Origin of the sequence: Kribbella sandramycini (assembly GCF_013131805.1) — a bacterium.
Classification (GTDB): domain Bacteria; phylum Actinomycetota; class Actinomycetes; order Propionibacteriales; family Kribbellaceae; genus Kribbella; species Kribbella sandramycini.
This window is the reverse complement of sequence record NZ_JABJRC010000001.1, coordinates 326122-343851: the sequence shown is the minus strand read 5'-3', so window position 1 is coordinate 343851 and position 17730 is coordinate 326122. Positions and strand designations below refer to the sequence as shown.

Sequence of the window (17730 nt, the reverse complement as noted above, 5' to 3'; positions counted from 1 at the left end):
ACCGCTAATATCCAGCTGTCGAGGAGTACCTCGTGCTCGTTGTGAGCTCCGACTCCGGCTACGTCGAAGAGGCCTTCGCCTGGGCCCGCGACCAGGCCCTGGCCTGGGTCCGGACCGGGCCGGGCAATCTGCCGTCGTACTGGGCCGGCTACCCGTCGCGGGAGCTGTTCTACCTGCGCGACGTCGCGCATCAGGCGGCCGGCGCCCACCTGCTCGGCCTGGACGCGGAGAACTTCGCGATGTTCCGGCACTTCGCCCGCTCCGCGACCCCGGCCCGGAAGTGGTTCCCGCTCTGGGCCTTCCACTTCGACGGCCGGATCGCCGCCCTCGACCACCACTCCGACGAGCACTTCGTCCGGGAGATCCCCGCGGTGTTCGACCTGACCTACCGGGCGCTGGAACAGTACGACTGGACCGGCGACCGCCGATGGCTCGACGACCCCGACCTGGCCGCCTACTACCGGACCTGCGTCGGCGAGTTCGTCACCGCACACGACTCCGACGGCGACGGCGTCCCCGAAGCCGGCGGTACCGCCGACATCTTCCTCGGCACCGCCACCTACAACGAGCGCGAAGCCCCGCTCCTGATCGCGGGCGACGGCCTGGCCGCCCAGTACGCCGTTCTCCGCAAACTCGGCCGGGACGCCGAGGCCGACCGGCTGCAAGCGATCTACCAGACCTGGTGGCGGGACGACCACTTCGCCCGCGGCGTCACCACGGACGGTCTGGACTTCGATTGGGGCCTGGAGTCGCACACCCTGGCTGCGCTCTTCGGGCTCGGCGGCACCGATCAGCACCTCGACTGGCTCGAGGCCAAGATGACCTCGGACCCGCCGAAGAACATCGAGTCGAAGAGCTACTACCCCGAACTGCTCTTCAAGTACGGCCGCGACGAGTCGGCCTGGCAGTGGACGAAACATCTGATCGACAGCCGCGACGACTACCCGGAGATCTCGTTCACCGTGGTCGAGCACCTGGTCGCCGGCCTGCTCGGGCTCCGGCCACGCGCGGGCGACGCCGTCCTCGCGGTCGACTCCCATCTGCCGGCCGAGCTCGGCGTCCTGACCGCGGACCACATCCGGGTCGGCGGCTGGGACCTGCGGATCACCCAGGAAGCCCGGCACACGACCGAGGTCACCGTGCACAGCGGCCCCGGCCCGCTGACGGTGGTCGTCGCGGGCACACCCCATCTCCTCGGCCCCGGCGAGACCGCCCGGGTCAGCACACCCACGAAGGACCGCTCATGAAGACTTCCGTCCGTCTGCTCCCGGCCGCTGTCGCGCTGCTGCTCGCCGCCGGCTGCGCGACCGGCAACCAGCCCGCCCCGAACGCCGGCAGCGACTCGGCCGGGATCACCTTCTCGTTCTGGGGGACGAACTCCGAGGCCGCCTCGCTGCGCGCGATCGCCGCCGCGTTCGAGCAGGCCAACCCGGGCACGAAGGTGACCACGAACTGGATCCAGTCCGACTACGAGCAGAAGATCCAGACCTCGATCGCCGGTGGCACGCAGTCCACCGTGATCCAGATCAGCAACACCAGCCTGGCCGGGTTCGCGCCGAGTTTCGCCGAGCAGCAGGTCGACCCGGCACAGTTCGTGCAGCCGAACATCTCGTCGTCGATGCAGTTCGAGGGCAAGTACTACGCGACGCCGTTCGCAGCCAAGCCGAAGGTGATGGCGATCAACGTCGACGCCTTCAAGGCCGCGGGCGTACCGTTGCCGAGCGCAACGACGCCGCTGACGCTGGACGAGTTCCGCGCGCTGGCCGCCAAGCTGTCGCACGGCGAGGGCAAGGCGCGCGTCTACGGTTCGAGCAACCTCTGGTACCGCGGCTGGCTGACCGCCGCGGGCGGCGGCTACTTCAACGCCGGCGCGACCGAGTGCACGTTCGGCGACGCGACCGGGGTGAAGACCGCGCAGTACGTCGTGGATCTGCAGAACGAGAAGTCGGCGCCGACCGCACTGGACATCCAGGGCCAGGACCAGGCGCAGTGGTTCGCCGCCGGGCGGCTGGCCACCTTCAGCGACTTCGGTCCGTGGACGGTCGCGGACTTCGCCAAGATCAGCAAGCCGAACTGGACGCTCGTCCCGGTCCCCGGCAAGGGATTCCCGATGGAGGTCAACGGGCTTGCGATCAGCAGGACCGCGAGTGGTAAGCAGCTCGAGACGGCCAAGAAGTTCGTCGAGTTCGCCGGTACCGACCAGACGGCCCAGGACCAGCTCATCCAGGGCAACACCGCGCTCGGCGTCCCGGTGATCGCCGCCTCGGCGCCGACGCTGGAGAAGGTCCTGCCCGCCGATCGGAACCTGGCCGCGTTCACCGCCGCGCTCAAGTCGGGCGAGGTCGGGGTCTCGGTCGCGCGGGAGGCGCAGCTGTCGGGGGACGCCGAGAAGGGGATGAACAGCTACACCGCGCTGGGCAGCGGTAAGGACGACGTCGCGAAGATCCTGCCCGAGCTCGCGGCCACCTGCACGCAGGCCCTGAAGAAGTGAACCCGACCGTCGGCTGGATCCGCGAGCTCGCGGCCGCCTGGGGCGTCCCCGGCCTCCTGGTGCCGCTGGTCCCGTTCCTGCTGCTCCTGATCGCCCTGTACGCCGTCATCGGACTGGCGGCGTACGGGGTCCGGCGCCGGTGGCCGCGCGCGGACCAGGCGGTCGCGTTCTGGCTGTTCATCTCACCCTGGCTGATCGGTTTCGCGATCTTCACGGTCGGCCCGATGGCGTCCTCGATCTACGTCAGCCTGACCTCGTGGGACCTGATCACCCCGCCGAAGTACGTCGGTATCGCCAACTACACCGAGGCGTTCCAGGATCCGCGGGTCGGCCAGGCGCTGAAGGTCACCCTGCTGTACGGCGTGATCAGCGTCCCGCTGCAGACCGCGCTCGCCTTCGTCGTCGCTCTGCTGCTGAACACCGAGCTGCCCGGGATGCGGCTGTTCCGGACCATCTGGTACCTGCCGAGCCTGGTGTCCGGCGTGGCCCAGATGGTCTTGTTCCTCTGGGTTTTCAACCCGCAGTACGGGTTGGCGAACGACGTCCTCGGCAAGCTGGGCATCGAAGGCCCGGGCTGGTTCAACGACGCCTCCTGGGCGCTGCCGACGGTGATCCTGATGAGCCTGTGGACGGTCGGCGGCGCGATGGTGATCTACCTGGCCGGGCTGAAGGACGTCCCTCCGAACCTGTACGAGGCCGCGGCCATCGACGGCGCCGGGCGGTTGCGGATGTTCTGGCATGTCACGCTGCCGCAGATGTCGCCGATCATCCTGTTCAACGCGCTCACCGGCATCATCGGCTCGCTGCAGATCTTCACCCAGGGGTTCGTCACCAACGGCGGCCCGAAGGACTCGCTGCTCTTCTTCGTCTACTACCTGTACGACAACGCGTTCCAGAACTTCCGGATGGGCTATGCCTCCGCCCTGGCCTGGATCCTGTTCGTCGTCATCCTCGCCCTGACCGCGGTCACCTTCCGCGGCAGCGCATTCGCCGTGTACTACGAGACCGAGCTGACCACGCGCCGGAAGCGGAGAGCCCGATGAGACGCCGCAGCACGCTGACGACCGTCGTCCTGTACGTCGTGCTGGCGGCCGGCTCGGTCGCGTTCGTCTACCCGTTCCTGTGGATGATCGCGACCTCGCTGCGCTCGCCGGCCGGGGTCGGCAGCTCCGGGGCGAGCGTCGTCCCGCGGGAGTTCCTCTGGGACAACTACATCCGCGCGGTGACGTCGTTCCCGTTCTGGCGCTACACGCTGAACTCGGTGCTGACGACGCTGATCCCGATCGTGGGCACGGTGTTGTCGTGCTCGCTGGCCGGTTTCGCCTTCGCCCGCTTGCGGGTCCGGTTCTCCGGGGTCGTGTTCGCCGTCGTCCTGGCCACCATGCTGCTGCCGGGGGAGGTGACGATGGTGCCGCAGTTCATGCTCTTCAACAACCTCGGCATGATCGACACGCTCTACCCGCTGATCCTGCCCGCGTTCTTCGGCTCGCCGTTCTTCATCTTCTTGTTCCGGCAGTTCTTCGCCCGGATGCCGGGCGAGCTGGCCGATGCCGCGGTCGTCGACGGATGTGGCTGGTTCCGGACATTCTGGTCGGTCTACCTGCCGCTGGCCCGGCCCGCGGTGGTCGCGGTGTCGATCCTGTTGTTCATGGGCTACTGGAACAACTTCCTCGGCCCGGCGATCTACATCAACTCCGACCAGTGGAAGACGTTGCCGCTGGCCCTGGCCGGTTTCCAGTCGGTGAACGGCACCGACACGCCGTTGCTGATGGCAACTTCGGTGCTGATCACCCTGCCCTGCTTGGCGTTGTTCTTCGCGGCGCAGAAACACATCACGCAAGGGATTACCTTCACGGGCGGAAAGTGACCGAAGGGTGGCGTTCGGTCACCGAACCATGGACAGCATTGGTCTACTTCCTTTAGCGTGTGCGCACCTTCTGCCTCCGCCCTCCCGTGAGGCACCGCCCCCCACAGAAGGAGGAATCAATGGCGCGCAAGCTGTTGATGCTGTCCGGCCTGGCCAGTGTGGTCGTTGCCGTCGTCACCTATGCCGCTCCGGTCTCGCTGGCCGGCGTCGTCGACGACAAAGCACCGGTCACGATGGCGGCCTCGTCCCCATCCGCCCACTCCGAAACCGAATCCGGCCACGCCGAAGGTGCGTCCGCACCGCACGGCACGACTGTCGCCCCGATGCCCGCAAGCCTGAAGGGCAAGGCGAAGGTGATGGCGCCGCCACCTGGCGGCTGGCCCGTTCCGAGCCAGCGCAGCTACACCATCACCGCTTCCTGTTCGCAGCACGCATCCGCCATCCGGCAAGGTGCAGCGGCGTGGCAGGGGCTCACCGAAGGTGGCGGCACCCCGATCGAGTGCCGCAACGGCTACATCACCGACTGCGGTGGCGGTAGCAACGTTGTCGGCTGCAACTGGGGCGCCGGTCAGCGCATCGCCTTGTACATGGGCGGTGTGAACGACGACGCGCTCTTGGTGGCGCACGAGTTCGGCCACAACTGGTACGGCCACTCGACGGTGCAATGCGCCGCGTGGGACAGCCCCACGACGGTGATGTCGCCAACCATCTGTAACTGACCGCAGATGGGTCCGGCCCACACCTGCCGGTGGACCGGGCCCCACGCGTCAGTCGCGGCCCAGAATCCCTTGTTCGTAACCCTTTGCTACCGCCGCCGCCCGGTCGTTGACCCCGAGCTTGGTGAACACGTGGCTCAGATGCGTCTTCACCGTCGCCTCGCTGATGAACAGCTCCCGGGCGATCTCCCGGTTCGAGGTTCCCTTCGCGACGAGCGCCAGTACCTCTCGCTCCCGCGCCGCCAGCGGTGCGGCCGCCGGCTCGCGGACGGCGGAGACCAGCCGGGACGCGACCGCGGGGGAGAGGACCGTCCGCCCGGCCGCGGCCTCGCGGACGCCGGTGAACAGTTCGTGCGGTGGAGCGTCCTTCAGCAGGTAGCCGGTCGCCCCGGCCTCGATCGCGGGCACTGTGTCGGTATCGGTGTCCCAAGTGGTCAGCACGAGCACCTTGGCCCGCGCGCCGCGACGGCGCAGCTCGGCGATCGCTTCGAGCCCACTGCCGCCTGGCATCCGCAGATCCATCAGGATGACGTCCGGGTCGTGCTCCTCGGCCAGTACGACGGCCTCGACGCCGTTGGACGCCTCAGCCAGCACGGTGAAACCGTCCGCGGCCTCGAACATGCCGCGCAGGCCGTTCCGGACGACGGGATGGTCGTCGACCAGTAGTAGCGAGATCACGTCGTCCCCTGTCATCGTTCGTCGACCACCAACGGTACGCGTGCGGAGACCGCCGTCCCGCCGCCTGGCTCGGCCTCCACGGTGAGCGAACCGGCGAGCCGCTCGGCGCGGGCCCGCATCCCGTCCAGTCCGAAACCACCGCTGTCGGAACGCACCGGCAGCGCGAGTGGGTCGAACCCGACACCGTCGTCCCGGACATCGAGTGTCACCTCGGTATCCATGAAGCTCAGCGTCACGCCGACTCTGGACGCCGATGCGTGTTTGGCCACGTTGGCCAGCGCCTCTTGGGTGATGCGCAGCAGCGTCGCGGACAGCTCGCCGTGCAGCCGGTGGGTCGTTCCGGTGACGGTGCACTCGGTGCGAACGCCGGTCCGCTCGGCCCACTGGGCAACCGTCTTCCGCAGTACCTCGGGGAGCGCATCCGACGACAGTCCTTCGGGCGCGAGGTTCTGCACCGAGCGGCGCGCCTCGCCGAGACTGTCCCGCGCCAGGTCGGTGGCGCGGGCGATGTGGTCCTTGGCGACTGCGGGATCGCTGGTCGATTCGACGGCCTGGAGCTGGGCGATGATGCCGGTCAGGCCCTGCGCGAGCGTGTCGTGGATCTCGGCGGCCAGGCGACGCCGTTCGTCCGCGACCCCCGCCTCGCGCGCCTGGACCAGCAGTTGGGCCTGCAGGGTGGCGTTCTCGGCCTGCGCCTGCTCGAGCTGTGCGATGGCTGCGGCGCGCGCTGTCGAGCGCTCCTCGGACTGCTCGCCGAGATGCCGCACGAAGCCCAGCAGCGCGTTGTTGGCGATCAGCAGGCAGCCGAACACGACCCAGCCGATCGGACCGTCGGTGGGAATGCCTCCGACCTGCGCGAACGAGATGGGCACGGAGCAGATGAACAGGCCGAGGCGCTGCCCGGTCCGGGACCGGATCATGCCGTCGGTGTCGAAGTAGCCCGCGGCGACGTAGAACGCGAAGAAGCCGTTCAGCAGCGCCAGCGTCGCGGCGAACGCCCAGCGGAGGACGAAGTACGCCAGGGTGAGGTTGTTCGGCTTGGGGTGCCGGGGACCGATCCAGAGCCACGACAGCTGCAGGAGCAGCGCACCGGCGACCAGTACGGTCGCAGTCGTCTGCTTCCACGGCTCCGGCATGATGAGGCCGGCCGTTGCATAGCCGAGCACGACCGACAGCCCGAGCAGTGCCAGCGGCGCCAGTTTGGTGAACAGCCGCTGGTGCCGGTCCAGGTCGCCGTACTGTGCCGTCACGACCTCAGTCTGCCCTGCCGCTACTGCCACCGGAACCAACGCATCGCCGCGGCGGACAAGACCAGCGCCCAGGCCGCGACGACGCCGAGATCGGACCAAGCCGGCCAGGCGCCGGTCGCTGCATCGCCCAGTGCCTGAGCTGCGGCGCCGAACGGTGTCAGCGTGACGATGCGGGCCATCAGGTCGGGCATCGCTTGGACCGGCAGCCACATCCCTGCGCAGGCCAGACTCGGGAAGAAGACTGCCGAGCCGATCGCCGCCGCGACCTTCGCTGTCCGGGCCACTGCGGTGATGAGCGCGCCGAACGCGAGTGCCCCGGCTGTGGTGAGCAGCAGCGCGAACGTGTAGGCGATCGGCTGCTGCGGCAGGCGGACGTCGTATACGAGCCGGCCGATCAGCAGACAGACGATGGCTGAGCCGAGCGCGATGCCGCCGGTCAGAACCATCTGGGCGGACAGCAGCGCGGCTGGGCGGACCGGTGTCGTGGACATCCGGCGCAGGATGCCGCGTTCGCGATAGCCGGTGATGACGGGTGGCATCGTCTGCAGACCGGTCATGATGATCGCGGTCAGGACCAGCACGGGCACATAGACATCGATCGTGCGCAGCCCGCCGAGACCGGCGCTGGGTTCCCGGAACGCCGGAATCAGCCCCAGGATGACCAGCAGGAGCGGCGGGAAGCCCACCGCCCAGAACAGGATTCCGGGCTCCCGGCTCATCAATCGCGCCTCGGCGCGCAGCACGGCAACGTACGGCGAGGTGCGCCGCGGCGCGGCGGTGGCGGTGCTCATCGGTTGGCTCCGGTCAGGTCGAGGAAGGCGTCGTCCAGCGTGGCGTCGGTGACGCGGAGCTGGTGCGCGGTGATGTGGTTGCGGACGAGCAGCGAGATGACGGCATTGACGGTCTCGTCGCTGCCCGCGAGCGTGATCCGGTCGTCCTTGTGCTCGATGGAGACGAGCGCGGGGAGCGCGGCCAGCTGCTCGTCGTCGAGCGGCGCGGACGGCGTGAACGAGATGACCGTCGAGCCGGCCGACCGGGCGATCAGGCCGCTCGGGGTGTCGAGCGCGGTGATCCGGCCCTGATCGATGACGGCGATCCGGTCGCAGAGCCGCTGCGCTTCGGCCATGAAGTGCGTGACGAGCAGGACTGTGACGCCGCGCGCCCGGATCTCCTCGACGACCTCCCAGGTGTCGCGCCGGGCGCGCGGGTCGAGCCCGGTCGTCAGCTCGTCCAGGACGACGACGCGCGGGCTGCCGATCAGCGCGAGCGCGATGAACAGCCGCTGCTTCTGCCCGCCGCTGAGGACGCCGAAGCGGGTGTTCAGCCGTGCGGTGAGCCCGAGCCGCTCGGCGAGCTGCCGCCAATCGGCCGGATCGGGGTAGAAGGCGGCGTACAGCTCCAGCGCCTCGCGAACGGTCAGTTTGGCTTGCAGTTCGCTCTCCTGCAGCTGCGAGCCGAGGATCCGGGTGACGGCGGCGTGGTCGGCTACCGGGTCCAGGCCGGCGACGCGGACGCGTCCGCCGTCCGGCACGCGCAGGCCCTCGACGCACTCGACGGTGGTGGTCTTGCCGGCGCCGTTCGGGCCGAGGATGCCGAAGATCTCGCCCTCGGCGACGGTGAACGAGATGTCGTCGACGACGGTCCGCCCGCTGTACGACTTGCGGAGATTGCTGACTTCGACGACCGGTGGCGTGCTCATGACTCGAGCCTGCCGGACGGTGCGGGGCCCGCGCATCGCCCGTTGAGCTCGACCCGGAATCAGCCGATCGGCTGATGGCCGATCGTCGCCCCGGACTCCCGCAACCGCCCGACGGCGTAGCCGGGATCGATCAGGCCCTCGGGCATGTGGATGCCAGGGGCAACCAAATCGCCGCGCAGGGTGAGCAGCCGCTCGACACTGAGCGCGATCCCGACCGCGGTCACCGGGCGCTGGCCACCGGGGTGCGTGAGCCGGACGCTGCGGGCCAGCGGCGCGCCGTCGCGATCGGCGCCGCGGAGGTCGATCCGGACGTCGTGCGACGGGTCGCCGCCGGCCCGGCGCCCGGACGACTCGCCCATCCCGAACGCGAACCGGACGTCGCGCGCGCCGGTCGCCAGGGCGACGCTCGGGACGTCGAGAATCCCGGCCAGCTGGCCGGGGAGGACGACACCGTCGCTCGCCGGGACCTCGACGTCCACCTCGGCGGTCCAGACGAAGACGCCGTCCCGGCGGATCATCGCGGTCGGGGCGGCGTCGGCCCAGCGTTCGAGATCCGCGGCCGCGGCGGGGCCGCCGGCGTCCTGCTCGTCGAGGACGGCGTTGATCTCGATCGCGTCCACCCGGCCGAACGCGCGGGCGGCGTCCATCGCGACCAGGACGACGATGCCGGCCGCCCAATGGCTGGCCACCACGATCGGGGCCGCGGCCGGGCGCTGCCCGCTGGCGACCAGCTCGGGGGCGATGTCCGACATACCGCTGGAGATGCTCAGGTACGGGATGCCGTGGTCCTGGGCGTAGCGGAGGCCGTGCAGGTGCTTGTCCCAGACGGTTGCCACGACGGCGGCGTACTTGGCCTCCTGGGGGAGACCGAGGCCTGGGCGGGACAGGTCGACGGTGACCGCGGACGCCGTCCCGAGCTCCGCGGCGGCTCGTTGCGCGCGGCCCGGGTTGCGGCCGGCGATCGTCAGCGGAAGCTCCGGATGCCAGCTCCGCAGCATCGCGGCGGTACTCGATCCGGCCTGGCCCGAACCGCCGAGCATGAGTACGGGTTCCATCATCAGCTCCTTAGCTACATTATGTAGGTTACAAGTTGTAGCTTAAGCTGGGGGCGGGACGCAAGGAGGACTTATGACGATCCGGATGTCGAAGCAGGCCCGGCGCGAGCAGTTGCTCGACACCGCGCTGACCCTCGTCCGCGCCCGCGGCACCGACGGCCTGACACTGGTCACCCTGGCTGAGGCCGCCGCCGTCAGCCGCCCGATCGTCTACGACCATTTCGGCACCCGCTCGGGCCTGCTCCTGGCGCTCTACCGGCTGCTGGACGAGCAGCACCGCACGGCCGTCGAGAAGGCGCTCGGGTCGGCGGCGGCGACATCCGCGGCCGTCGCGCAGGTGCTGAGCGAGGCCTACTTCGCCTGCGCGACGGATCTGCCCGAGTTCGGGGCGGTCGCGGCCGCGCTGAAGGGCGACCCGGAGGCCGACGCCGCGCAGCACGACCTGCTCGACGAGTACGTCGAGCTGATGTTCGTGGCGCTGACGCCGTACTCGGGCCTGCCCGCGGCCGCGCTGCGCGTTCGCTGCGTCGGCGTCCTCGGCGCCGCCGACGCGCTCGCCGTCGAGCTGAATCACGACCGGGTGACTGCCGCCGAGGCGGTCGCCGCGCTGACCGGGCTGATCACGGGCGACCTCCTCCGCGGGTGAGCTACTTCGTGTAGAGGGCCTCGACGTCGGCCTCGTGGTTCGCCATCACGATGTGGCGGCGCAGCGAGAGCTTCAGCGAGAGCTCGCCGGACTCCTGCGTCCAGTCGATCGGCAGGATCTGGAACTTGCGGATCGCCTCCGCCTTGGAGACCGAGCCGTTGGCCTCGTCGACCGCCTTCTGGATCTCGGCGATCAGCTCGGCGTCCTCGGTGAGGGCGGCCGGGTCGGTCGGCTTGCCGCGCTCCGTGGCCCACGGGACGATGTTCTCCGGGTCGATCGTGATCAGCGCCGCGATGAACGGCTTGCCGTCGCCGACGACCATGCACTGGCTGACCAGCGGGTGCAGGCGGATCTGGTCCTCCAGGACGGTCGGTGCGACGTTCTTGCCACCGGCCGTCACCAGGATCTCCTTCTTGCGGCCGGTGATCTTGATGAATCCGTCGACGTCGAACTCGCCCAGGTCGCCGGTGTGGAACCAGCCCTCGGCGTCGATCGCGCCGGCCGTCGCCTCGTCGTTCTTCCAGTAGCCCTGCATCACCTGGCCGCCCTTGAAGAGCAGCTCGCCGTCGTCCGCCACGGCGACCGTCACACCGGGCAGCGGCCGGCCGACGGTCCCGATCCGGATGTCGTCGGGCAGGTTCACCGAGACGGCCGCGGTGGTTTCGGTCAGGCCGTAACCCTCCAGGACCGGGACACCGATCCCGCGGAAGAAGTGGCCGAGTTTGTCGCCCAGCGGTGCGCCGCCGGAGACGGCGTACTGCACCTGGCCGCCGAGGACGGCCCGCAGCTTGCTGAACACGAGCCGGTCGAACAGCGCGTGCTTGGCCTTCAGGCCGAACGACGCGCCGCCCTTGTCCTGCGCCTGGGAGTAGGCGATCGCGGTGTCCGCGGCGGCGTCGAAGATCTTGCCCTTGCCGCCGGCGTGCGCCTTCTGGTGGGCGGAGTTGTAGACCTTCTCGAAGACCCGCGGCACGCTCAGGATGAATGTCGGCTTGACCTCGCCGAGGTCGGCGACCAGGTTCTTCACGTCCGGGCTGTGCGCGACCTTGACCCGCTTCAGCACACAGCCGACCTGGATGATCCGGGCGAACACGTGGGCCAGCGGCAGGAACAGCAGCGTGCTGGCGCCGTTGGTGTCGAACAGGTCGTCGAGGATCTTCACGGCCGGCTCGAGCTCGGCGGCGAAGTTGCCGTGGGTGAGCCGGCAGCCCTTCGGCCGCCCGGTCGTCCCGGAGGTGTAGATCAGCGTGGCCAGGTCGCCGGGCGCGACGGCCGAGCGGCGCTTGTCGAAATCGGCGTCGCTGACGTCGCGGCCCAGCTCGATCAGCTGGTCGACCGCGCCGGCCTCGATCTGCCAGACCTCCTGCAGCGCGGGCGCCTCGGCCCGGGCCGACTCGATCACGGCGCCGTGGGTGGCGTTCTCGACGACGGCCACGACGGCCTCGGAGTCGCTCAGGATCCACTGCACCTGCGAGGGGGACGACGTCTCGTAGATCGGCACGGTGGCCGCGCCGATACTCCAGATCGCGTAGTCGACCAGCGTCCACTCGTAGCGGGTCGGGCTGAGCAGGGCGACCCGCTCGCCGTGTTTGACGCCGGCCGCGATCAGGCCCTTGGCGACCCCGGTCACCTGCGCGGCGAACTCGGCGGCGCTGACGTCGGCCCAGCCGGCGCCTGCGCGGCGGCTGAACACCGCGGTGTCCGGGTAGGCGGACGCGTTCGCCCAGACCGCGTCGCTCAGGCTGCCGGTCGGCGGCTCGGTCACAGCAGGAACGGTGTACTCACGCATCCGCGTCTCCCCATCAGTCCGTCACGAATTGCCGGCTTCCGGCGCACGCTACAGTCACTTACCCACAGGTAGCCAGGTTTATGTGACCCAAGGAATAGCCATGCCCACGCTCGACATCAGTTGCGACGACTTGGTCGTTGCTGATCCAGCCTACGTCGCCGAGCGGCTCGGCTCGGACGCGGTGTGGCGCGAGTGGTGGCCGGAGCTGACGCTGACGCCGTCCGAGCGGCGCGGCGCGGAGGGCGTCCGGTGGATCGTCACGGGCGCCGCGCTGGGGACGGCGGAGTGGTGGCTGGAGCAGGTCCGCGACGGCGTCGTCGTCCACTGGTACCTGCGCGCCGATCCGGTGAAACCGCTGCGCGGGCGGGCCCTGACGCGGTTGCGGGAACGCTACGTCCGGCGGTACCGGGAGCGGCTGTGGGCGTTCAAGGACGAAGCCGAAGCGGGCCGCGCCGCGGGCGAGCGACGTACCGGGGACCAACCCGCGATAGTCTCTCGCTCTGAGCTCTACCCGACGGTGCAGTCTTCGTTTGGCAAGTCCCGGCAGCTAAGAGGTGAATCGATGGCGGAACAGACCACCTCGACCATCGTGGTCAACGCGACCCCCAAAGAGATCATGGCGGTGATCGCGGACTTCGCGGCGTACCCCGAATGGGCGGACTCGATGCGCGAGACCGAGGTGCTGTCCACCGACGAGGCCGGCCGGCCGAACAAGGTGCGTTTCAAGGTCGACGCGGGCGCGATCTCCGACGAGTACACGCTGGCCTACGTCTGGTCGCGCAACGAGGTGACCTGGACGCTCGTCGAGGCGAAGATGGTGAAGGGGATGGACGGCGCGTACGTCCTGAAGGATCAGGGCGCGGAAGGGACCGAGGTGACGTACCGGCTCGCGGTGGACGTGGCGATCCCGATGATCGGGATGCTCAAGCGCAAGGCCGAGAAGGTCATCATCGACACCGCCCTCAAGGGGCTCAAGAAGCGCGTCGAGTCCTGATCCGCGGTGACTCGGGTACTGCTGTACACAGGGAAGGGCGGCGTCGGCAAGACGACGTCGGCCGCGGGCACGGCCACGCTCGCGGCGCTGCGCGGGCTGCGCACGCTGGTGCTGTCCACGGACGCGGCGCACTCGCTGTCCGACGCGTTCGACTGCGAGGTCGGCCAGGAGCCGACCGAGGTGGACGATCTGTTGTTCGTCCAGCAGATCGACGCGCAGCGGCGGTTCGAGCGGTCCTGGGGTGACATCCAGGCGTACCTGCGCTCGCTGCTGCAGATGGTCGGCGTCGACCCGATCGAGGCCGAGGAGCTGACGGTCCTGCCGGGCGCGGCGGAGGTGCTGGCGCTGCTGGCCGTCCGCGACCACGTCCGTTCGGGCCGGTGGGACGTCGTCGTACTGGACTGCGCGCCGACGGCGGAGACGCTGCGGCTGCTCGCGCTGCCGGAGGCGCTGAGCTGGTACATGGACCGGATCTTCAACGCCGAGCGCAAGGTGATGCGGACGTTCCGGCCGTTCTTGAGCGGCGGGTCGAATCTGCCGGTTCCGGACGACAACGTGTTCGACGCGTTGCGGCGGCTGCAGAGCGATCTGGCTGACATCCGCACGTTGCTGGCCGGGCCGGATGCGTCGGTGCGGCTCGTGCTGACGCCGGAGGCGGTCGTCGTCGCGGAGGCGCGGCGGTCGCTGACGCGGTTGTCGCTGTACGGCTACCGCGTGGACGGCGTCGTCGCGAACCGGGTCTTCCCGGCCGCGGGCGCCGACACCTGGCGGCGGCAGTGGGTGGCCGCGCAGCGCGGCATCCTGGAGGAGGTGGCCGACTCGTTCCGGCCGCTGCCGATCTGGGAGTCGCCGTACCGGGTCTGCGAGCCGGTCGGCGTCGAAGAGCTGGCGGCGTTCGCCGTCGAGATGTACGGCGGTGACGACCCGTTCGCCCGGGCGACGGACGAGACCTCGCTGTGGGTCGATCGGCACATCGACACCGACGGGCGGACGTACACGCTGACGATGCCGTTGCCGCTGGCCTCCGCAAGTGAGCTGGAGCTGGCGCGGCACGGCGACGAGCTGATCATCACCGTCGGGTCGTACCGGCGGGTCCTGCCGTTGCCGGCTGCGCTGGCGCGTGGTGTGGTCGCGGGCGCGCGGCTGGACGACGGGCGGCTGCAGGTCCGGTTCGCGCCGCGAGAGGTCGCGCGGCCGGTGCCGACGCTGGAGTCCGCGCAGGAGCTGGCGCAGGGGCTCACAGCTGAGTATCTGGCTCAGCAGGAGGGCCGCGAGGCTGCGATCGGTGAGAGCCGGTGAGCAAGGAACCCGTCGGTTCGCTGGCCGAGGAGGCCGCGAAGCTGTTCGCCGTCCTGCAGACTGCCGGCGCGCCTGCTGCGGAGGAGGAGCCGGCGGCTGAGGAGCATGAGCACAAGCTGGGGCCGGATTGTGTGTGGTGTCCGGTCTGTCAGGTGATCAACAAGGTGCGGAACACCAGCCCGGAGACGATCGAGCAGCTGTCGACCGCAGCCGCGCAGGTGCTCGGGTCGGTACGTTCGCTGCTGGAGGCGGCCGCGGAGGCCGCCCGGCAGGCACGGGAGGACGCAGCGTCGCGCTCTCCTCGGCAGGAGGAGGAGCCGGCTCCGCCGAAGGTGGACCGGATCGACGTGAGTGAGGACCCCGAACCATGGGACTGAGCATCGGAATCGACGTCGGCGGCACGAAGATCGCCGCCGGCGTGGTGGACGACGAGGGCGCGATCATCGCCCGGGCGCACCGCGACACCCCGGCCGATTCGGTCGACGCGACCGCCGCCGCGATCTGCGCCGCGGCCGCCGAGCTGATCGGTGAGCACGAGATCGAGGCCGTCGGGATCGGCGCCGCCGGGTTCGTCTCCTCCGACCGCTCGACCGTCCTGTTCGCGCCGAACCTGGCCTGGCGCGACGAGCCGCTCGGCGCCCGGGTCGCCGCGGAGCTGAAGATCCCCGTCGTCGTCGAGAACGACGCCAACGCCGCCGCCTGGGGCGAGTTCGCCTACGGCGCTGCGAAACACGTCGAGCACATGGTCTGCGTCACCGTCGGCACCGGGATCGGCGGCGGTGTCGTGAGCGAGAGCCGGTTGCTGCGCGGCGCCCACGGCGTCGCCGCCGAGCTCGGCCACATGCGCGTCGTCCCCGGCGGTCACCGCTGCGGCTGCGGCGCCCGCGGCTGCTGGGAGCAGTACGCCTCCGGCCGCGCCCTCGTCCGCGAAGGCCGCGCCCAGGCCGAATCCGGCTCACCCGCCGCCGCTCAGCTCCTCAGCGTCTGCGGCATCACCGACCCCGCCGACCTCACCGGCCCCATGATCACCGCCGCCGCCACCAACGGCGACCCCCTCGCCGTCGAACTCCTCGAAGACCTGGGCCGCTGGCTGGGCGAAGGCCTCGCCAGCATCGCCACCCTCTGGGACCCCTCCGTCGTAGTCATCGGCGGCGGCGTCAGCGCGGCCGAAGACCTCATCCTCACCTCCGCCCAGATCGCCTTCGAAAAAAACCTCCCCGCCCGCTCCAACCGCCCCCACCCGACCTTCGGCATAGCCCTCCTGGGCAACGACGCCGGCCTGATCGGCGCCGCCGACCTGGCCCGCATCAAATGACGGACGGTGGGCTGGTGACCGGGGGAGCGGGGGATACTGGGGGTACTGCGGGGGGCACGACTAGGAGGCTCGTGTGGCGCTGACGCAGGCGTTGACGATCGGGATCGACATCGGCGGCACGAAGGTGGCGGCCGGGGTGGTGGATCCGGAGGGAAATATTCTGGATCGGCTGCGCCGGGAGACGCCGACCAAGGATCCGCGGGAGACCGAGGACGCGATCGCGGAGATCGTGCGCGACCTGGAGTCGCGGCACGATGTGATCGCGGTCGGGATCGGCGCGGCCGGGTTCGTCGACGGGACGCGGTCCTCGGTGCTGTTCGCGCCGCACCTGGCGTGGCGGCACGAGCCGCTGCGGGATGCGGTCGAGCGTCGGCTCGGTCTGCCGGTCGTCGTGGAGAACGACGCGAACGCGGCCGCCTGGTCGGAGTGGCGGTTCGGTGGCGGGCAGGGTGAGAGCCACCTCGTGTGCGTCACGCTCGGCACCGGCATCGGCGGCGCCATCCTGAACGACGGCGCCCTGCAGCGCGGCAAGTTCGGCATCGCGGGCGAGTTCGGGCACATGCAGGTCGTGCCGGGCGGTCACCGCTGCGAGTGCGGTAACCGCGGTTGCTGGGAGCAGTACGCCTCCGGCAACGCGCTCACCCGCGAGGCGCGCGAGCTGGCGCTCTCCGGCTCACCGGTCGCGCACAACCTGCTCCGCGCCGCCGGCGGCGACCCACGCAAGATCAACGGCCCGATGGTGACCGAGCTGGCCAAGGACGGCGACCCGGTCGCCGTCGAGCTGCTCGAGGAGGTCGGCCGCTGGCTCGGCATCGGCCTGGCCAACCTGGCCGCCGCGCTCGACCCCGGCACGTTCGTCATCGGCGGCGGCGTCTCGGACGCGGGTGAGCTGCTGCTCGCCCCCGCTCGCGAGGCCTTCAAACGCACCCTCACCGGCCGCGGCTTCCGCCCCGAGGCGCGCATCGTCCGCGCCGTCCTCGGCCCCGAAGCAGGCATGGTCGGCGCCGCCGACCTGGCCCGCGAAGAAGCCACCTGGCTGCGCCGCGTCCGCGTCAAAACCACCGCCGTCACCGCCAAGACCGCCGCCGCCCGCAACCGCTCCACCCGCCTCGAACGCGCCGCCCGCAAATCCGCCGCCCGCCGCAGCCCCCTCCGCCAGCCCGCCACCCCCGAACCCGAACTGAACGACACGGAGGCATGACCACCCCACCTACCCACCCCCGCGACGACGTAGGTGCGCGGGTGGTGCGGGTGCTTTCGTACAACGTGCATCGGTGGGGGGATGATCGGGAGGCGCTGGCTCGGGTGGTGCGGGCTTGTGGGCCGGATGTGATGTTGGTGCAGGAGGCGCCGACGTGGTGGGGGACCCGGCGGAAGCGGCGGGCGATGGCGGCGAGTTTCGGGTTGTCGTATGTGGCGGGTGGGGCGCGGAATGCGATTTTGGTTGCCGAGCGCATCGAGTTGGCGCAGTCGTTGCACTGGCGGATCTGGCGGCCGTTCGTGCGGCGGCGGTTGCGGTTGATTGCGACCCAGTTGCCGGGTGGGGCGGTCGGCGGGCGGGTGCAGATCGGTACGACGGCCGCGGCGCTGGTCGTCTGCCACCTGGGGTTGCACATCCTCGGGCGGCAGCGCGAGCTGGAGCAGGTGCTGCGCGGCTGCCGATCGTTCGGTACGCCGTTCCTCCTGGTCGGCGACCTCAACGAGACCCCCGACGGCCCGGTCTGGCAACGGCTCGCGGCCGAAGGGCTCACCGACCTCGGCGCGGACGCCGGCCCGACGTTCAGCTCGACCGACCCGCACAAGCGGATCGACGGCGCGCACCTGTCACCCGAGCTGACCGGGCGGATCGTGCCGATCCCGGCCGAGGTGCGTGACGACCTGCCGAAAGCCTCCGACCATCTTCCCCTCTTGATCGAACTGACGGATTGAGA

General features: G+C 70.2%; 18 protein-coding genes. 12 read left to right on the top strand and 6 right to left on the bottom strand.

The features are described from left to right. Window positions 1-32 precede the first annotated feature (32 nt). From HPO96_RS01470 to HPO96_RS01450, 5 genes are all read left to right on the top strand, one after another. Window positions 33-1247, top strand: coding sequence for a hypothetical protein (locus tag HPO96_RS01470; protein ID WP_171670323.1), 1215 nt, complete (start codon window positions 33-35; stop codon window positions 1245-1247). Then, window positions 1244-2491: an extracellular solute-binding protein gene (locus HPO96_RS01465; RefSeq protein ID WP_171670322.1), complete on the top strand. Its 1248-nt coding sequence runs from the start codon at window positions 1244-1246 to the stop codon at window positions 2489-2491. The genes HPO96_RS01470 and HPO96_RS01465 overlap by 4 nt, the downstream gene beginning before the upstream one ends. Next, a complete protein-coding gene (locus tag HPO96_RS39475) occupies window positions 2488-3534 on the top strand; it encodes an ABC transporter permease subunit (RefSeq protein ID WP_202885457.1) in 1047 nt (348 codons plus the stop codon). The genes HPO96_RS01465 and HPO96_RS39475 overlap by 4 nt, the downstream gene beginning before the upstream one ends. Next, window positions 3531-4358, top strand: coding sequence for a carbohydrate ABC transporter permease (locus HPO96_RS01455; RefSeq protein ID WP_171670320.1), 828 nt, complete (start codon window positions 3531-3533; stop codon window positions 4356-4358). The genes HPO96_RS39475 and HPO96_RS01455 overlap by 4 nt, the downstream gene beginning before the upstream one ends. 119 nt (window positions 4359-4477) lie before the next feature. Continuing rightward, window positions 4478-5077, top strand: coding sequence for a hypothetical protein (locus HPO96_RS01450; RefSeq protein ID WP_171670319.1), 600 nt, complete (start codon window positions 4478-4480; stop codon window positions 5075-5077). A gap of 48 nt (window positions 5078-5125) precedes the next feature. Here the strand turns inward: HPO96_RS01450 and HPO96_RS01445 are convergent, their stop codons facing one another. The 5 genes from HPO96_RS01445 to HPO96_RS01425 are packed head-to-tail and all read right to left on the bottom strand — an operon-like array spanning window position 5126 to window position 9756. Continuing rightward, a complete protein-coding gene (locus HPO96_RS01445) occupies window positions 5126-5767 on the bottom strand; it encodes a response regulator (RefSeq protein WP_171670317.1) in 642 nt (213 codons plus the stop codon). Beyond that, window positions 5764-7002 (bottom strand): histidine kinase, encoded by a 1239-nt coding sequence (locus HPO96_RS01440; protein ID WP_202885456.1) that lies wholly within the window; start codon window positions 7000-7002, stop codon window positions 5764-5766. The genes HPO96_RS01445 and HPO96_RS01440 overlap by 4 nt, the downstream gene beginning before the upstream one ends. Before the next feature lie 20 nt (window positions 7003-7022). Further along, window positions 7023-7793 (bottom strand): ABC transporter permease, encoded by a 771-nt coding sequence (locus HPO96_RS01435; RefSeq protein WP_171670316.1) that lies wholly within the window; start codon window positions 7791-7793, stop codon window positions 7023-7025. Continuing rightward, entirely contained in the window at window positions 7790-8701 is a 912-nt protein-coding gene (locus HPO96_RS01430) for an ABC transporter ATP-binding protein (protein ID WP_171670314.1), read from the bottom strand. The genes HPO96_RS01435 and HPO96_RS01430 overlap by 4 nt, the downstream gene beginning before the upstream one ends. A gap of 59 nt (window positions 8702-8760) precedes the next feature. Then, complete coding sequence (locus tag HPO96_RS01425) at window positions 8761-9756, bottom strand: saccharopine dehydrogenase family protein (RefSeq protein ID WP_238354670.1); 996 nt, start codon at window positions 9754-9756, stop codon at window positions 8761-8763. Window positions 9757-9829: 73 nt separating this feature from the next. Between HPO96_RS01425 and HPO96_RS01420 the strand changes: the two genes are divergently transcribed. Beyond that, window positions 9830-10402, top strand: a complete 573-nt coding sequence (locus HPO96_RS01420) for a TetR/AcrR family transcriptional regulator (protein WP_238354669.1) — start codon at window positions 9830-9832, stop codon at window positions 10400-10402. Between the two features lies 1 nt (window position 10403). On the opposite strand, the gene HPO96_RS01415 is transcribed toward HPO96_RS01420, so the two are convergent. Then, complete coding sequence (locus HPO96_RS01415; RefSeq protein WP_171670310.1) at window positions 10404-12191, bottom strand: AMP-dependent synthetase/ligase; 1788 nt, start codon at window positions 12189-12191, stop codon at window positions 10404-10406. Window positions 12192-12291: 100 nt separating this feature from the next. On the opposite strand from HPO96_RS01415, the gene HPO96_RS37800 reads away from it, so the two are divergent. The 6 genes from HPO96_RS37800 to HPO96_RS01385 all read left to right on the top strand — a co-directional run bounded on the left by HPO96_RS37800 (window position 12292) and on the right by HPO96_RS01385 (window position 17728). Beyond that, the gene (locus HPO96_RS37800) at window positions 12292-13185 is read left to right on the top strand and encodes an SRPBCC family protein (RefSeq protein ID WP_238354668.1); all 894 of its coding nucleotides are present in this window, start codon (window positions 12292-12294) and stop codon (window positions 13183-13185) included. 6 nt (window positions 13186-13191) lie between these two features. Next, window positions 13192-14484 carry a TRC40/GET3/ArsA family transport-energizing ATPase gene (locus HPO96_RS01405; protein ID WP_171670309.1) on the top strand — a complete coding sequence of 431 codons (1293 nt, stop codon included), beginning with the start codon at window positions 13192-13194 and terminating at the stop codon, window positions 14482-14484. Next, on the top strand, window positions 14481-14861 hold the full coding sequence (locus HPO96_RS01400) for a hypothetical protein (protein ID WP_171670307.1): 381 nt from the start codon (window positions 14481-14483) through the stop codon (window positions 14859-14861). Before HPO96_RS01405 ends, HPO96_RS01400 begins: the two co-directional genes overlap by 4 nt. Then, window positions 14852-15799, top strand: coding sequence for an ROK family glucokinase (locus HPO96_RS01395; protein ID WP_171670306.1), 948 nt, complete (start codon window positions 14852-14854; stop codon window positions 15797-15799). Before HPO96_RS01400 ends, HPO96_RS01395 begins: the two co-directional genes overlap by 10 nt. A gap of 73 nt (window positions 15800-15872) precedes the next feature. After that, window positions 15873-17000 carry an ROK family glucokinase gene (locus HPO96_RS01390; protein ID WP_171670304.1) on the top strand — a complete coding sequence of 376 codons (1128 nt, stop codon included), beginning with the start codon at window positions 15873-15875 and terminating at the stop codon, window positions 16998-17000. Next, window positions 16997-17728, top strand: a complete 732-nt coding sequence (locus HPO96_RS01385; protein WP_171670302.1) for an endonuclease/exonuclease/phosphatase family protein — start codon at window positions 16997-16999, stop codon at window positions 17726-17728. The genes HPO96_RS01390 and HPO96_RS01385 overlap by 4 nt, the downstream gene beginning before the upstream one ends. Window positions 17729-17730: the final 2 nt, after the last annotated feature.

Coding starts and splice junctions, on each gene's coding strand:
- HPO96_RS01450 (WP_171670319.1), top strand. CDS start 4,478: ATGGCGCGCAAGCTGTTGATGCTGTCCGGCCTGGCCAGTGTGGTCGTT.
- HPO96_RS01425 (WP_238354670.1), bottom strand. CDS start 9,756: ATGGAACCCGTACTCATGCTCGGCGGTTCGGGCCAGGCCGGATCGAGT.
- HPO96_RS01465 (WP_171670322.1), top strand. CDS start 1,244: ATGAAGACTTCCGTCCGTCTGCTCCCGGCCGCTGTCGCGCTGCTGCTC.
- HPO96_RS01420 (WP_238354669.1), top strand. CDS start 9,830: ATGACGATCCGGATGTCGAAGCAGGCCCGGCGCGAGCAGTTGCTCGAC.
- HPO96_RS01395 (WP_171670306.1), top strand. CDS start 14,852: ATGGGACTGAGCATCGGAATCGACGTCGGCGGCACGAAGATCGCCGCC.
- HPO96_RS37800 (WP_238354668.1), top strand. CDS start 12,292: ATGCCCACGCTCGACATCAGTTGCGACGACTTGGTCGTTGCTGATCCA.
- HPO96_RS01445 (WP_171670317.1), bottom strand. CDS start 5,767: ATGACAGGGGACGACGTGATCTCGCTACTACTGGTCGACGACCATCCC.
- HPO96_RS01385 (WP_171670302.1), top strand. CDS start 16,997: ATGACCACCCCACCTACCCACCCCCGCGACGACGTAGGTGCGCGGGTG.
- HPO96_RS01415 (WP_171670310.1), bottom strand. CDS start 12,191: ATGCGTGAGTACACCGTTCCTGCTGTGACCGAGCCGCCGACCGGCAGC.
- HPO96_RS01455 (WP_171670320.1), top strand. CDS start 3,531: ATGAGACGCCGCAGCACGCTGACGACCGTCGTCCTGTACGTCGTGCTG.
- HPO96_RS01435 (WP_171670316.1), bottom strand. CDS start 7,793: ATGAGCACCGCCACCGCCGCGCCGCGGCGCACCTCGCCGTACGTTGCC.
- HPO96_RS01430 (WP_171670314.1), bottom strand. CDS start 8,701: ATGAGCACGCCACCGGTCGTCGAAGTCAGCAATCTCCGCAAGTCGTAC.